Here is a 15,506-nt window from a genome sequence, read left to right as displayed (position 1 = left end):
GCCCGGGATTTCACCGTAATTTGATCCGGATCAACGGGTCGCAACATTTTCCGCGCACCCGAATGCGCGCGTTATACTCCGTTGAATCCGCGCCGCCCGATTCGTCGGATCGTAGAATCGCGGCAGATGCCGCCAATGAATTCAGGATTTACCGGTATATCTGGCCGCGATTACCGATAATCGGTGTCCATTTTCTCCGCCGGGAGGGAAAGAGGCGCCGGAAGGGCCGCGCATCGGATCGCTGCCGACACGTCATACGAACAATCGCATCGGCCCGCCGCCTGGCGACGATGCCCATCGATCCACGGACCATGGCAGAAACCGACTACGCAATGCCCAGCGAACCCGGCCGGACAAGCCGTGTCGCCGCTCATTTGCGCCGGTTCCTGCTGCCGCACCTGATCTTCTATACGGGGCTGCTGATCGCGCTGGTCCTGCTGCTCCTGTGCGGCGTCCTGCTGTACGAAGGCCGCATCGACGCGCGCGACCGCTCGCGCACGATGCAGCAGAACCTCGCGCTGATGGCGTCGTGGGACATCGAGCGCAACATCGAGATCTATTCGCTGTCGCTGCAGGCCGTCGTCGAGGGCGCGAACGACCCCGCGGTCACCGGGCTGCCGATGCCGCTGCGGCGCCAGGTGCTGTTCGACCGCGCGACGACTGCCAAGTACCTCGGCGGCATCTATGTGCTCGACGCAAAGGGCGACATCGCGGTCGACGGCATGAGCGACGTGCCGCGCAAGGCCAACTTCGGCAACGAGCCGTATTTCACGATCCACCGCGACCACCCCGACATCGGCCTGTACGTCAGCAATCCGTACCATTCGCGGCTGCGCGGCGGCTCGCCGAGCATCGCGCTCAGCCGGCGGATCACGAAGCCCGACGGGTCGTTCGGCGGCGTCGCGGTGATGTCGATCCGGCTCGAATATTTCCAGAACCTGTTCTCGCGCCTGTCGCTCGGCGATCGCGGCTCGGTCGCGCTGATGAACACGAGCGGCCTGATGCTCGCGCGCGAACCGTACGACCCGAAGATCGTCGGCCGCGACATCAGCCGCGCCAGCACGTTCCGGCATTTCATGACCGCCAGCGAAGGCAGCTTCGCCGACACCGCGACGATCGACGGCGTGCGGCGCCTGTACGTGTTCCGGCACCTCGATCACCTGCCGCTCATCATCATGGTCGCGCGCTCGGAAGCGGACACCTACGCCGCGTGGTACGACCGTGCGATTCCGATCGGCTCCGCGATGGTCGCGCTCGCGATCGGCTTCGTCGGCCTGTCGCTGCTGCTCGACGTGCAGCTGCGCAAGCGCCACCGCGCGGAAACCGAGCTGCAGGCGCTCGCGCGCACCGACGGCCTCACGGGCCTCGACAACCGCCGGATGCTCGACGTCACGCTCGCGCGCGAATGGCGCCGCGCCGCGCGCTCGCAGCATGCGCTGTCGCTGCTGTTCATCGACGTCGATTACTTCAAGCGCTACAACGACACGCAGGGCCACCAGGCCGGCGACGACGCGCTCGCCGCGGTCGGCCATTGCATCGGCGGCTGCCTGCGCCGTCCGGCCGACTATGCGGCGCGCTACGGCGGCGAGGAGTTCGTCGTGGTGCTGCCCGACGTCGACACGGACGGCGCGGTGACGATCGCCGAGACGATCCGCACCGGCGTCCTCGATCTCGGCATCCGGCACGACGCCGGCACGGCCGGCCGCTTGACGGTCAGCATCGGCGTGACGACGAGCTATCCCGAACTCGACGACAACATGCAGGCCGCGCTGAAGCTCGCCGACGATGCGCTGTATCGCGCGAAGGAAGGCGGACGCAACCGCATCGTCGTACTGACGCCCGCGTCTCCCGACCATCTCGAGTCGCGGCGGGCCTGAGCGCCCGGGCACCCGAGCCGCGGCGGGGCGGCCGCCCGGTCGCAGCCGCCCGCGTGCAAAATCGCCGACAATGTCGGCTCGATACGCCGCCGCGCGGCTGACGCGCCCGGCCGGTTCGCACCGGGTCGCGGCCGCCTCGCACCATCATGAGACTCAAGGCAAAGATCTTCCTTCTGGCCATCGTGCCGTTCCTGCTCGCGATCGCCGGCATCGGCTTCGGCGTGCGCCAGCAGGCGACGTCGCTCGCGCGCACGCAGCATACGACGATCCAGGCCGCGTACCTGTCGAGCAAGGAAGTCGAGCTGAAGCACTACGTCGAGCTCGCGACCAGCGCGATCATGCCGCTCTACGACGCGAGCGGCCGCAATGCGCGCGACGACGCGCTGCTGCGCACGCAGGCGCTCGCGATGCTGCAGAAGATGGATTTCGGGCCCGACGGCTACTTCTTCGTGTACGACCTGCACGGCAATTCGCTGATGCATCCGCGCGAGCCCGAGCGGGTCGGCCACAACTTCTGGTCGATGCGCGATCCGCAGGGCGCACTGACGATCCAGAAGCTGATCGGCGCGGCATCGCACGGCGGCGGCTACGTTCGCTACGCATGGCAGCGGCCGTCGACGGGCCGCGTCGCGCCGAAGCTCGGCTACGTCGTCGCGCTCGAACGCTGGGGCTGGATGGTCGGCACGGGCATCTATCTCGACGACGTCGACACCGCGCTGCAGCGCATCGACGCGCGCGCGTCCGCGAACATCGAGCGCACGATGAGCTGGCTCACCGCGATCGCGCTCACCGGCGCGGCGGCGATCGCGGTGTGCGCGCTGGTGCTGAACGTCAGCGAGTCGCGCAGCGCCGACGCGAAGCTCAAGCTGCTCGCGCAGCGCGTCGTCGAATCGCAGGAACAGGAGCGCGCGCGGCTGTCGCGCGAACTGCACGACGGGATCAGCCAGATGATGGTGTCCGCGAAGCTGATGCTCGAATCCGCGCTCGCGCGCTTCGAACGCGGCACGTCGCGCGTGCCCGAGGCCGAGCAGGCGCTCGTGTCGGGTGTCGGGCGGCTCGGCGACACGCTGCGCGAAGTGCGGCGCATCTCGCATGCGCTGCGTCCGTCGATGCTCGACGATCTCGGGCTCGCGGCCGCGCTCGAGCAGCTCGTCCGCGAGCTCGGCGCAGAAAGCGGCATCGACATCGGTTATACGCAGGTCGCGCACAGCGGCACGCGGCCGCTGCCCGCGGCCGTCAACACCGCGCTGTTCCGGATCGCGCAGGAAGCGCTCAGCAACATCGTGCATCATGCGCAGGCGACGCGCGCGGCCGTCACGCTCGACGTCGGCGCGTTATCCGTCACGCTGACCATCGCCGACAACGGCTGCGGCTTCGACGCCGAACGTTCGCAGGCCGACGTGCGCCGCGGCATCGGCCTGCGCAACATGCGCGAGCGCCTCGACGCGCTCGGCGGCATGCTGACGATCACGTCGCAGGTCGGCCACACGATCGTCGCCGCGCGCGTGCCGCTGCGCAGCGCCGCGTGACGATGCGCCCCATAACAGGAGACCCTTCACATATGAGCGCCCCCGACACCGCCCGGCCCGCCGCCCGACTGCTGCTCGTCGACGATCACCCGCTCGTGCGCGACGGCCTGCGGATGCGGCTCGAAGCGGCCGACCTGTCCGTGGTCGGCGAAGCCGGCAACGCCGACGAGGCGCTCGCGCTCGCCGCGTCGCTCGAACCCGATCTCGCGCTGATGGACGTCGGCATGAACGGGATGAACGGCATCACGCTCGCGGGCGTGTTCCACGAGCGCTTTCCCGGCATCCGCGTGCTGATGCTGTCGATGCACGACAACCTCGAATACGTGACGCAGGCCGTGCGTGCCGGCGCGAGCGGCTACCTGCTGAAGGATTCGCCCGCGAGCGAGATCGTCCGCGCGATCGGCGCGGTGCTGGCCGGCCAGACGTTCTTCAGCGAAGGGCTCGCCGCGCGGATGATCCACGCAAGCGCGACCGCGTCGCCGCTCGATCGGCTGACGCCGCGCGAACGCGACATTCTCGATGCGCTGGCCGAGGGGTTGTCGAGCAAGCAGATCGCGCAGCAGACGGGGCTGTCGGTGCGCACGGTCGAAACGCACCGGCTCAATCTGAAGCGCAAGCTCGAGATCGAAGGGCAGGCCGAGCTGATCAAGTTCGCGGTCGAGCATCGGCGGCGGTAGGGCAGCGCGACGACGCGGCGATCCGCCGCGGAAGACGCGACCAACCGCCTGCACGCCGCATCATTCCGGCCGTGAAGACGTCACGCACGACGCCGTCGTCGGCGATTGCCTGCCGATGCTCGGCGCCGGCGAGTGACGCGCGGCCCGCAACGAACAAGGGCGCCCGAGGGCGCCCTTCATGCATCCGGACTGCGGACCGCGCAGCGGCCGTCAGTTCGTCCGCGAATTGTGCTTCTGCAGATACGCGATCAGCCCGTCGATCCCGCCCGACGCGAGCTGGCTCTTGAACTGGCCCTGGTAGACCTGGATCAGCCACGCGCCCGACATGTCGATGTCGTAGATCTTCCAGTCGTTGCCGACCTTGCCGAGCCGATAGCCGACCGACTGGCTGTCGCCCGGCGTCGTCACCGTCGACTGCACGAGCGCGTCGGCGCCCGACGCGCCGCCGGCCTTGAACGAGAACTTCGCGTCCTGGCTGCCGAGCTGCGCGAGCGACGCGGCGTAGGTACGCGTCATCAGCAGCCTGAACTGCTTGTACAGCTCCTGCTGCTGTTGCGGCGTCGCCTGCTTCCACGCGTCGCCGACGGCGATGCGGGTCGTGCGCTCGAAGTTGGTCGCGGGCAGGAAACGCTGCTCGACGACCTGCGTGACCTTCGCCATGTCGCCGCCGCGGGCGGCCGGATCGGCCTTCATCGCGGTGACGGTGCCCTCGACCGCATTGCGGACGATATCGACCGGCGCGCTCTGCGCGAAAGCGGAAACCGACACGGCGGCGGCCGCGACGAAAGCAAACAGATGACGTTTCATACGAATATTCGCGCTCAATGGGAAAAAACGACCGGCTCCTTGCATCGGCCGGTGGGGCAAAGTATACCGGGCCGGACGCCCGGTTGCCGCGCCGTGACCGACTGTTACCTTTCAGCTTCATTTGTCACAGGCGCGGGCGACGGCACGAGGGCGCAGCTGAGCTCAGCTCCGATTATGTAAATATCCCCTTACAAAGCAACCGACCGCCGGCATCGATTCCGCCGCCGCGAACAAATCTCCTTCCCGCCCCGAAACCCGCAACGTCACGTCCTTCGCCACGCCACGCCGGTATACTTGGCTACTTTGCCCCTTGCCAGCCGCTCCCCACCGCCACATGGTGACATCTCTCATCGTCCGACTCGTTGCGTGGTCGGTGCGCCGTCCCGTCTGGGTCGTCGTCCTGTCGCTCGTCATCGCTGCCCTCAGCGGTGTCTACGTCGCGCAGCATTTCAAGATCAACACCGACATCAGCAAGCTCGTCGATGCGGAACCGCAATGGGCTGCGCTCGGCCAGGCCGTCGATAAAGCGTTCCCGCAACGCAACGGCACGATCCTCGCGGTCGTCGAAGCGCCCGCGCCCGAATTCGCGAATGCCGCCGCGCATGCGCTGACCGGAGCGCTGCAGAAGCAGGCCGAAGCCGGCCGCATCGGCCAGGTCGCCGAACCCGGCGGCGGGCCGTTCTTCGAGCACAACGGGCTGCTGTTCCTGTCGCCGCAGGAAGTCTCCGATACGACGTCGCAGCTCGCGAGCGCGCGCCCGCTCGTCAACGAACTCGCGAAGAACCCGAGCCTGACCGGGCTCGCGACGACGCTGGCCACCACGCTCGGCCAGCCGCTCCTGACCGGCCAGGTGAAACTGCCCGCGATGGCGAAGCTGCTCGCGCGCAGCGCCGCGACGGTCGACGACGTGCTGGCCGGCAAGCCGGCCGCGTTCTCGTGGCGCGCGCTGGTCGACAGCGATTCGGCGCGGCAGCCCGCGCGCGCGTTCGTCACCGTGCAGCCCGTGGTCAACTACGGCGCGCTGAAGGCCGGCGCGGAAACCAGCCAGGTGATCCGCGACGCTGCCCGTTCGCTCGACCTCGAGAAGCGCTACGGCGCGGCCGTGCGCCTGACCGGCGAACAACCGCTCGCCGACGACGAATTCGCGTCCGTCGAGGACGGCGCGGCGCTCAACGGCGCGCTCACGCTGCTCGCCGTGCTCGTCATCCTGTGGCTTGCGCTGCGCTCGAAGCGGATGATCGGCTCGGTGCTCGTCACGCTGTTCGTCGGCCTCGTCGTGACCGCCGCGCTCGGCCTCGCGATGGTCGGCTCGCTGAACATGATCTCGGTTGCGTTCATGGTGCTGTTCGTCGGCCTCGGCGTCGACTTCTCGATCCAGTACGGCGTGAAGTACCGCGAGGAACGCTTCCGCGACCAGCGTATCGATCACGCGCTGATCGGCGCCGCGCACTCGATGGGCATGCCGCTCGCGCTGGCCACCACGGCGGTCGCGGCAAGCTTCTTCTCGTTCATTCCCACCGCCTATCGCGGCGTGTCCGAGCTCGGCCTGATCGCGGGCGTCGGGATGTTCGTCGCACTGCTGACCACGCTCACGCTGCTGCCCGCGCTGCTGCGCCTGTTCGCGCCGCCGGGCGAATCGAAGACGCCCGGCTTTCCGTGGCTCGCGCCGGTCGACGATTTCCTCGATCGCCATCGCAAACCGATCCTGATCGGCACGCTCGTGGTCGTGATCGGCGCGCTGCCGCTGCTCGCGTTCCTGCGCTTCGACTTCAACCCGCTGCACCTGAAGGATCCGAACAGCGAATCGATGGCGACGCTGCTCGCGCTTAAGGATTCGCCCGAAGCAGCCGTCAACGACGTCACGCTGCTCGCGCCGTCGCTCGCCGCAGCCGATGCGGCCGCGAAGCGCCTCGACGCGCTGCCCGAGGTCGGCCGCACGACCACCCTGTCGACCTTCATCCCCGCCGACCAGCCGACCAAGCGCGCGGCGATCGCCGCGGCCGCGAGCGAACTGCTGCCCGCGCTGACGCAGCCGGCCGCGCCGCCCGCGACCGACGCGCAGCGCGTCGCCGCGCTCAAGCGCGTGTCGGATCTGCTCGGCTACGCGGCGGAAGATCACCCGGGCCCGGGCGCGGCCGCCGCGCAACACCTGTCCGCGTCGCTCGCGAAGCTCGCCGCCGCCGACAGCGCGACGCGCGACCGCGCCGAACGCGCGTTCTCCGATACGCTGCGCATCGCGCTCGACCAGCTCGCGGCGCTGCTGCAGCCGCAGGACATCACGCGCGAATCGCTGCCGCCGCCGCTCGTGCGCGACTGGGTCGCACCGGACGGCCACGCGCTCGTGCAGATCTCGCCGAAAGTGCCGAAGGGCGTCGACCCGAACGACGACACGATGCTGCGCCGTTTCGCGCAGACCGTGAAGGCCGCGGAACCGGGCACGACCGGCGGGCCGATCTCGATCCTGCATTCGGCCGACACGATCATCAACGCGTTCCTGCATGCGGCGCTGTGGTCGATCATTTCGATCACGATCCTGCTGTGGATCACGCTGCGCCGCTTCGGCGACGTGCTGCGCACGCTGGTGCCGCTGCTCGTGTCGGGCATCGTGACGCTCGAGATGTGCGTCGTGCTCGGCATGCCGCTGAACTTCGCGAACATCATCGCGCTGCCGCTGATGCTCGGCGTCGGCGTCGCGTTCAAGGTGTATTTCGTGATGGCGTGGCGCGCGGGGCAGACGGGGCTGCTGCAATCGAGCCTCACGCATGCGGTGCTGTTCAGCGCCGCGACGACGGCGACCGCATTCGGCAGCCTGTGGCTGTCGCACCACCCGGGCACGTCGAGCATGGGCAAGCTGCTCGCGCTGGCACTGACCTGCACGCTGATCGGCGCCGTGGTGTTCCAGCCCGTCCTGATGGGCAAACCGCGCGTCAAACGCGCCAAGAACCAATCGCAAGGAATCAATGAATAAGGTGCGAATCATTGCGGCGACCGTCGCCGCCAGCGCGATGCTGACCGGCTGCGCGACGGGGCCGAACCGCAATCCCAACGACCCGTTCGAGCCGATGAACCGGACGATGTACAAGATCAACGACACCGTCGATTCGAACATCGCCGTGCCGATCGCGAAGGGTTACCAGAAGGTCACGCCGACGCCCGTGCGCACCGCGATCAGCAACTTCTTCTCGAACCTCGGCGATCTCGGCAACATGGCGAACAACCTGCTGCAGTTGCGCATCACCGATGCGACGCAGGATCTGATGCGCGTGGCGATGAACTCGCTGTTCGGCGTCGCCGGCCTGATCGACATCGCGACGCCGGCCGGCCTGCCGAAGCATCACCAGGATTTCGGCCTGACGCTCGCGCGCTGGGGCGTGCCGTCCGGCCCGTATCTCGTGCTGCCCGTGTTCGGGCCGAGCACGATCCGCGACGGTGTCGGCCGCGCGGTGGACGTGCGCTTCAACCTGCTCAACTACATCGAGCCGGCCGCGCGCAACCCGATGTACATCGCGCAGTTCATCAGCGCGCGTTCGGACCTGCTCGGCGCGACCGACCTGCTGAAGCAGGCCGCGCTCGATCCGTATTCGTTCGTGCGCGACGCGTACCTGCAGCAGCGCAAGTCGCTGACGTATCGCAGCCAGTCGTCGTCGGCCGCGCTGCCGAACTACAGCGAGCCGGGCGAATCGGGCGCCGTGCCGGCCGCGACGCCGGCCGTGCCGGGGCTGCCGAACTACGAGGATCCGGGCGAGTCGGGCGGTGCATCGGGCGCCGCGCCGAACAATGCCCCGGCCGCGCCGGGGTTGCCGCAGTATGACGATCCGGGTGCGGACAATGCGATGCCCGCGAGCGCGCCTGCCGCGGCACCGACGGCGGCATCGTCGGGCCCGGCGACGGCACCGGCCGCCGACGTCACGCCCGCCGCGCCGGCAATGCCCGCGAGCAGTCCGGCCGCGCAGTAACGCTGCAACGGCAACCGCCGCAAAGACAAAGAGCGCTGCATTATGCAGCGCTCTTTTTTTGTCCGCGCGAAACGGGAAATCGGGAAATCGGGAAGAGGGGGAGAGACGGATACGCGGCGCGTGCCGCTCAGACGATCCGCATCGCACCCGCACGCTCGAACGCGTGCCGCGCCTGGATCAGCGTCGTGCGCGCCGCGCGCGCATCGCTCGCGACCTGCAGCAGCGGGCCGAGCTGCGACGGCTGCTTCAGCAATTCGCGCAGGATCGGCAGGATCGCCGTGCTACCGTCGTCGCGCAGGCCGGCCGTCGCCGCGCGCGGCAGCGTGCGCCACGCCGGATCGACGATTGCGCGGCACGCCACGAACGGCACGCCGCGCGCGGCCGCGAAGGCCGCCGCGATATGCGACTCCATGTCGACCGCGAGCGCGCCCTTCGCATGGTGCAGCGAGGTCTTTTCCCGTGCGCTGACGACCGGCGCGCCGACGGCCGCGATCGTGCCGCGCGTGACGCGCGCCCATACCGGCGTGTCGTGCAGCGCGGCGACGAGCCGCGCACTCCAGCCCGTATCGGTCTCGACGCGGCCGAACGGCCCGTCGATCGCGTTCGCGATCACGAGCGCGCCGGGCGCCAGATCGGGCGCGAGCCCGCCCGCCGTGCCGAAGCTCACGATGCCCGCGCAACCGCGCGCGGTCGCATCGGCCAGCGCACGCTCGAGCCGGTCGGCCCGCGCGGCGAACACCGCCTCGACGCCGTCGCCGCGTGCGATGCGCGCCTCGAACGCCATTCCCGTCACCGCGATGACGGGCAATGCGCCGTTGTGCCGTGATGCGCCCACGCGTTACATCCCGACCGTGACGCGCGTCGCGTTGTCGCGCTTCAGGTTGCGGTAGCGCGCGAGCGCCCACAGCGGGAAGAACTTGCGATAGCCGTGGTAGCGCAGGTAGAACACGCGCGGGAAACCCGTCGCCGTGAAGCGCGTCTCGTCCCACAGACCTTCTTCGTTCTGCTCGGCGACCAGGTAGTCGACGCCGCGCGCAACGGCCGGGTTGTTCACCTCGCCGGCCGCCATCAGGCCGAGCAGCGCCCAGGCCGTTTGCGACGCGGTGCTCGGCGCCTGCTCGAAGCCGCGGTAGTTCAGCTTGTAGCTGTCGCCGTCCTCGCCCCAGCCGCCGTCCTTGTTCTGGATCGACAGCAGCCACTGCGCGCCGCGCTTCATGCGCGGATCTTCCGGCCCGAGGCCGGCCGCGTTCAGCGAGCACAGCGCGGTCCACGTGCCGTACACGTAGTTCATCCCCCAGCGGCCGTACCAGCTGCCGTCCGGCTCCTGTTCCTTCAGCATGTAGTCGAGCGCGCGGCGGGCCGGCTCGCTGTTCGCGGCCGTCTCGCCGAGCTGCGACAGCATCGACAGGCAGCGGCCCGACACGTCGGAGGTCGGCGGATCGAGCAGCGCGCCGTGATCGGAGAACGGGATGTTGTTCAGGTAGTACTGCGTGTTTTCCGGCTCGAACGCGCCCCAGCCGCCGTCGCTGCTCTGCATGCCGACGACCCATTCGCGTGCGCGCGCCATCGATTCGCGGTACGCATCCGACTGCCTGAGCTTCTGCGCGCGGTCCATCGCCATCACGACCACGGCCGTATCGTCGACGTCCGGGTAGTGCGCATTCGCGTACTGGAACGCCCAGCCGCCGGGCCGCACGTTCGGGCGGCGCGAGATCCAGTCGCCGCGCACGTCGAGGATCTGCAGCGGGCGCAGCCAGTCGAGGCCGCGCAGCACGGCTTCCTCGGCGCGCGCATCGCCGGTTTCGAGCAGCGCGTGCGCCGCGAGCGACGTGTCCCACACCGGCGACAGGCACGGCTGGCAATATGCTTCGTCCTCCTGCACGACGAGCAGTTTATCGAGCGCCTTGCGCGCGATTGCGCGGTTCGGATGATCTTCCGCGTAGCCGAGCACGTCGTACATCATCACTGCGTTGGCCATCGCCGGATAGATCGCGCCGAGGCCGTCCTCGCCGTTCAGGCGCTCGTCGACGAACGACACGGCCTGGCGGATCGCGCGTTCGCGCGTGTAGCTCGGGAACAGGCCGTCGACCGCGCGCAGCGCATGGTCGACCACGCGGAAGAACGCGAACCAGCCGGCGCTCTGGTGCCCCTGGCGCGGCAGCAGCCCGGCGTTGACGGGCGGGTCGATGAACAGCTCGTCGATGCGCACGCCGCGCGGGTTCTTCGCGAGCGGGCGCTTCGCGTTCAGCACGAGCAGCGGCACGATCACGGTGCGCGCCCAGTACGACACCTTCGACAGGTGGAACGGGAACCACTGCGGCAGCAGCATGATCTCGACCGGCATCATCGGCACCGCGCGCCACGGAATCGCGCCGTACAGCGCGAGCTGGATGCGCGTGAACACGTTCGACATCTCGGCGCCGCCCATCGCGTGGATCGCACGGCGCGCGCGCTGCATGTGCTCGGCGTTCTCGTCGTCGCCGATCACCTTCAGCGCGAAATACGCCTTCACGCTCGCGCTGATGTTCGGCGCGCCGTCGGTGAACAGCGGCCAGCCGCCGTCCGCCTGCTGGATGCGGCGCAGATAGCGGCCGATCTTCTGTTCGAGCTCGAGGTTCGGCGTCTCGCCGAGATAGTGGACGAGCAGCACGTATTCGGCGGGAATCGTCGAATCGGCTTCGAGTTCGTAGACCCAGTGTCCGTCCGCGTTCTGCGCGGCCAGCAGCGCGTCGGTCGCACGCGCGACGGCCGCGTCGACGCCGGCCGGCGCGGTGCCGGCGGACAGGGTAGCCATTTCGGTGAGATCGTTCATCGGTCCCTCTCTTATTGTGTCTGGAGCACGTCCGCGGCCAGCTGGCCGGAACGGATCGCGCCCTCGATCGTGGCGGGCAAGCCGGTGGCAATCCAGTCACCCGCCAGCACGAGATTGGTCCAGCGCGTACGCACGGCCGGACGTTTCATTTCCTGCGACGGCACCGCCGCAAAACCCGCGCGCGGCTCGACGACGAGCTGCCACGCGGGGATGGTTTCCGGGTTCGCGCCCGTCACGCGCGCGACGTCTTCCCAGATCCGCCGCGCGAGCGTGTCGTGCGGCATGTCGAGCCAGCGGCCCGCATCGCGGATCGTCGCCGCGAGCTGGCCGCCGCCGGCGCGCACTGCATCGACGACGCCGTTGACGACGGTCGTCTGCAGCGGGCTGCCGGCCGGCGGCTCGACCGCGAAATACGCGGTCACGACCGCGCTGAATGTGTCGGGCGCGGTGAGTTCGGGCACGAGCGGCAACGCGACCTCGGGCGGCACGGCCAGCACGACCGCGTCGCCCGGCGCGAGATCGACGCGTTCGCCGCCGATCACGGCCGCGTCGACCGCATTGCCGTGCGCGCCGAACTCGAACGCGTCGAGCCGCGAGTTCAGCCGGATCTGCGCGCCGCCGTGCTGCAGCATCCGCAGCGCCGGTTCGACGAATGCGCTGCCGAGCCCGTGGCGCGCGACGAGCGGACGGCAACCGGGGCCGCCCGCGACAAACATGCTGCACATCACTGCGCGCGCGAGTTCGGCACTCGCGTGGCGCGGCTCGACATTCAGCACCCCGAGCAAATACGGCCGCAGCCAACGATCCCACAGCACGCCGTCGCATCGCATCGTCTGTGCGAGTGAGCGACCCGTGCGCGCGAACGCGAGCGGCCCGAGCGCCAGGTAGTCGAGCGGCGTCGTGCCCGGCGCGCGCGACGCCGCATCGAACAGCCACGACGGCAAGCGCCCGTTGCCGAAGCGCAGCGTCCAGCGCTGCTGCGACGCGACGTCGACGACCGGAAATTCAGGCAGCGCGGGCCCGACCAGCTGATCGGCCGCGCCGATCGCACGCAGGTAGCGCTGCGTTGCCGCCTGCCCCGCGAAGACCGCGTGCAGCCCGCTGTCGAGCGTCGTGTTCAGCATCCCGTCGAACCACGAGCGGCAGCGCCCGCCCGCATGCGCGTGCGCATCGTGCAGCACGATGTGCCGCCCGCGGCGTTGCAGCTCGACCGCGGCCGACAGGCCCGCGAGTCCGGCACCGATCACGTGGACGGTTCTGGGCATCGACTCGGTCGGCTCAGAACAGCGCGTAGCGCGCGGCGATCATCAGCATGCGCGCTTTCGGCTTGCGCAGCGGGGCGCGCGGGGCGGCAAAACCGCGTGCGACCGCGGCTTCGAGAATGCAGCGATACGCGCCCGACATGATGCGCGGCGCCTTCACCTGCGCACGCGGGCAGGTATCCATCACCGCGTCGGCCTGGCGGAAGTGCTCGAGCGCGCGCTCGACGAGCGTCGCGCACACGCGCGGCAGCGCCGGATCGCGCACGATCGTCGCCGGATCGGCGATCGCGATGCCTTCGCGCGCAAGCAGCTCGCGCGGCAGGTAGCAGCGGTTGATCGCCGCGTCGTCGTCGATGTCGCGCAGGATGTTCGTCAGTTGCAGCGCACGACCGAGGTGGTGCGACAGCTCGATCCCTTCGGCTTCCGGCATCCCGAATATCCTCACCGACAGCCGCCCGGCCGCGCTCGCCACGCGATCGCAAAAGAGGTCGAGCGTCGGCTCGTCGGGCGCGCAGATGTCTTCTACCGCGTCCATCGCCATTCCGTCGATCATCGCGTGGAAATCGTCGCGCTGCAGGTTGAATGCGCGGATCTCGCGATCCAGCGCGGCCAGATGGCGCGGCGGGCGGCCCGCGAAGCACGCGTCGATGTCCGCGCGCCAGCGGTCGAGGCCCGCGGTGCGCTCGGCGCGCGGCAGGTCGCTGTCGGCGATGTCGTCGACCGCGCGGCAGAACGCGTAGACCTGGAACATCGCATCGCGCTGCACGGCCGGCAGGATGCGCATCGCAAGATAGAAAGAACTGCCCGATGTGACGGCAGCGGCGTCGGTTTCTTGTTCGTCCACGACGGAATTTGAAACGGCCAAGACAAGCTCCACGGAGACACCCACGGGGGGCGATTGAAGAAGCCATGCCCGGCTGGGATGGTCAGGGTGTCAATGCGTGCGAGATATGCGAACGATCGACGCAGACAGGCACAAATTACCGGCCGGAAGCCGGAATTGGGCGAAAGTATAGCAATCTTTGAAGTTCGATGGCGGACACGCGCCACGCCCGGCGGGGCGCCGGGAGCCGTTGGCAGGCCGGTGCGGCCGGCCTCGGCGGGAACGGGCGCCGCTCGACACCAGCGGGCGCCGGCGGCCCGTCAGCCGTAAACGATATCGCGCTGCAGGTCGAGCGCAATGAGCCCCATTTCGCGGGTGAGCTGCAGCATCGAGCGGCGTTCGAGGCGCGAGCCCATGAAGCTCGTCACGCGGCCGTCGGGCTCCACGGTGAACTGGAATACCGCGCCGCCCATGCCGAACCACGCGCCCGGCACGTCGGGCGATTCCTGCCAGTCGATCTGCTCGAACACGCGCGCGATCCCCGCGCGCACCAGATCGCCCGGGCCGATCGGCGGCGCGATGTCGCCCAGGTCGTCGAGCGAATAGGGGCCGGGTTTGTCCGGCTTCCGGTAGAAGAGATAGTCGACGTTCATGGGGAGCAATCGCGAGCAAAGCAACAACTTAGCGTGCTTCGGCTCAAATTCATATCGGATCCGGACGAAATGTGGCCTGCGCGAGACAAGAGGGACGGATCGCAGCCCGCGGCGCAATCGCGCCGTGCGTTCGCGCTTGGATGCGCACGGGTTCGTCTAAGATGACACCTTTCTCGAAAAAACACGAACGCCATGGAGACGACCGTAACCACCCCCCCGCAGTCCGACCATCCTGTCTTCGTACTCGTGCACGGCGCCTGGCACGGAGCGTGGTGCTACGCGCACGTCGCGGCCGCGCTGGCCGCGCGCGGCTACCTGTCGATCGCGCGCGACCTGCCCGCGCACGGCATCAATGCCCGCTTTCCCGGGTCCTACCTCGAACGGCCGCTCGACAAGGATGCGTTCGGCGCCGAGCCGTCGCCGGTCGCGAACACGACGCTCGACGATTACGCGACGCAGGTGATGCAGGCCGTCGACGACGCGTATGCGCTCGGCCGCGGCAAGGTCGTGCTGGTCGGGCACAGCATGGGCGGCCTCGCGATCACGGCGGCCGCCGAGCGCGCGCCGGAAAAGATCGCGAAGATCGTCTATCTCGCGGCATTCATGCCCGCGTCGGGCGAGCCGGGCCTCGACTACGTGCGCGCCCCCGAGAACAAGGGCGAGATGCTCGGCCCGCTGATGCTCGCGAGCCCGCGCGTGGCCGGTGCGCTGCGCATCGATCCGCGCAGCGGCGACACCGCGTATCGCGACGCGATGAAGCGCGCGCTGTACGACGACGTGCCGCAGGCCGACTTCGAGGCCGTCGCGAACCTGATGACCTGCGACGTGCCGGCCGCGCCGTTCGCGACCGCGATCCCGACGACCGCCGCGCGCTGGGGCGCGCTCGACCGTCACTACATCAAGTGCCTGCAGGATCGCGTGATCCTGCCCGCGCTGCAGCAGCGCTTCATCGACGAAGCCGACGCGTTCGCGCCCGGCAACCCGACCCACGTGCACCAGCTCGACAGCAGCCATTCGCCGTTCGTGTCGCAGCCGGCCGTGCTGGCCGGCGTGCTGGCCGACATCGCGAAAAGCTGAGCGCGGCGCGCGCGGGGCGAAGCCGCTTCGCGC

Annotated in this window: 12 protein-coding genes; 6 read left to right on the top strand and 6 right to left on the bottom strand. The window is 69.2% G+C overall.

The window, feature by feature from the left end:
* Positions 1 to 311 precede the first annotated feature (311 nt).
* From OEJ37_RS22700 to OEJ37_RS22690, 3 genes are all read left to right on the top strand, one after another.
* Positions 312 to 1,877 (top strand): sensor domain-containing diguanylate cyclase, encoded by a 1,566-nt coding sequence (locus OEJ37_RS22700; protein WP_175942880.1) that lies wholly within the window; start codon positions 312 to 314, stop codon positions 1,875 to 1,877.
* Positions 1,878 to 2,023: 146 nt separating this feature from the next.
* Positions 2,024 to 3,406: a cache domain-containing protein gene (locus OEJ37_RS22695; RefSeq protein WP_175942878.1), complete on the top strand. Its 1,383-nt coding sequence runs from the start codon at positions 2,024 to 2,026 to the stop codon at positions 3,404 to 3,406.
* A gap of 32 nt (positions 3,407 to 3,438) precedes the next feature.
* Positions 3,439 to 4,083, top strand: coding sequence for a response regulator (locus OEJ37_RS22690; protein WP_034181525.1), 645 nt, complete (start codon positions 3,439 to 3,441; stop codon positions 4,081 to 4,083).
* Positions 4,084 to 4,293: 210 nt separating this feature from the next.
* Here OEJ37_RS22690 and OEJ37_RS22685 read toward each other — a convergent pair whose 3' ends face one another.
* Positions 4,294 to 4,890 carry a phospholipid-binding protein MlaC gene (locus OEJ37_RS22685; protein WP_034181524.1) on the bottom strand — a complete coding sequence of 199 codons (597 nt, stop codon included), beginning with the start codon at positions 4,888 to 4,890 and terminating at the stop codon, positions 4,294 to 4,296.
* 334 nt (positions 4,891 to 5,224) lie between these two features.
* Here OEJ37_RS22685 and OEJ37_RS22680 point away from each other — a divergent pair, with 334 nt between their 5' ends.
* Positions 5,225 to 7,858 carry an MMPL family transporter gene (locus tag OEJ37_RS22680; RefSeq protein ID WP_174419599.1) on the top strand — a complete coding sequence of 878 codons (2,634 nt, stop codon included), beginning with the start codon at positions 5,225 to 5,227 and terminating at the stop codon, positions 7,856 to 7,858.
* On the top strand, positions 7,851 to 8,846 hold the full coding sequence (locus OEJ37_RS22675; RefSeq protein ID WP_263345770.1) for a VacJ family lipoprotein: 996 nt from the start codon (positions 7,851 to 7,853) through the stop codon (positions 8,844 to 8,846). The genes OEJ37_RS22680 and OEJ37_RS22675 overlap by 8 nt, the downstream gene beginning before the upstream one ends.
* A gap of 127 nt (positions 8,847 to 8,973) precedes the next feature.
* On the opposite strand, the gene OEJ37_RS22670 is transcribed toward OEJ37_RS22675, so the two are convergent.
* From OEJ37_RS22670 to OEJ37_RS22650, 5 genes are all read right to left on the bottom strand, one after another.
* Positions 8,974 to 9,630 carry a phosphorylase gene (locus tag OEJ37_RS22670; protein ID WP_217443128.1) on the bottom strand — a complete coding sequence of 219 codons (657 nt, stop codon included), beginning with the start codon at positions 9,628 to 9,630 and terminating at the stop codon, positions 8,974 to 8,976.
* Positions 9,631 to 9,684: 54 nt separating this feature from the next.
* Positions 9,685 to 11,658 (bottom strand): squalene--hopene cyclase, encoded by a 1,974-nt coding sequence (shc, locus tag OEJ37_RS22665; protein ID WP_263345766.1) that lies wholly within the window; start codon positions 11,656 to 11,658, stop codon positions 9,685 to 9,687.
* 11 nt (positions 11,659 to 11,669) lie between these two features.
* Complete coding sequence (hpnE, locus tag OEJ37_RS22660; RefSeq protein ID WP_263345765.1) at positions 11,670 to 12,923, bottom strand: hydroxysqualene dehydroxylase HpnE; 1,254 nt, start codon at positions 12,921 to 12,923, stop codon at positions 11,670 to 11,672.
* Between the two features lie 13 nt (positions 12,924 to 12,936).
* Positions 12,937 to 13,785: a presqualene diphosphate synthase HpnD gene (hpnD, locus tag OEJ37_RS22655; protein WP_034181518.1), complete on the bottom strand. Its 849-nt coding sequence runs from the start codon at positions 13,783 to 13,785 to the stop codon at positions 12,937 to 12,939.
* A 278-nt stretch (positions 13,786 to 14,063) separates the two neighbouring features.
* On the bottom strand, positions 14,064 to 14,396 hold the full coding sequence (locus OEJ37_RS22650; RefSeq protein ID WP_174419604.1) for a hypothetical protein: 333 nt from the start codon (positions 14,394 to 14,396) through the stop codon (positions 14,064 to 14,066).
* 192 nt (positions 14,397 to 14,588) lie between these two features.
* Here OEJ37_RS22650 and OEJ37_RS22645 point away from each other — a divergent pair, with 192 nt between their 5' ends.
* Positions 14,589 to 15,473, top strand: a complete 885-nt coding sequence (locus OEJ37_RS22645; protein ID WP_174419605.1) for an alpha/beta fold hydrolase — start codon at positions 14,589 to 14,591, stop codon at positions 15,471 to 15,473.
* Positions 15,474 to 15,506 lie beyond the last annotated feature (33 nt).

It is taken from the genome of Burkholderia sp. BKH01 (assembly GCF_025685725.1).
Lineage (GTDB): Bacteria > Pseudomonadota > Gammaproteobacteria > Burkholderiales > Burkholderiaceae > Burkholderia > Burkholderia pyrrocinia_C.
The sequence above is the reverse complement of the archived record's forward strand: the minus strand, read 5'-3'. Positions and strand labels throughout refer to the sequence as shown.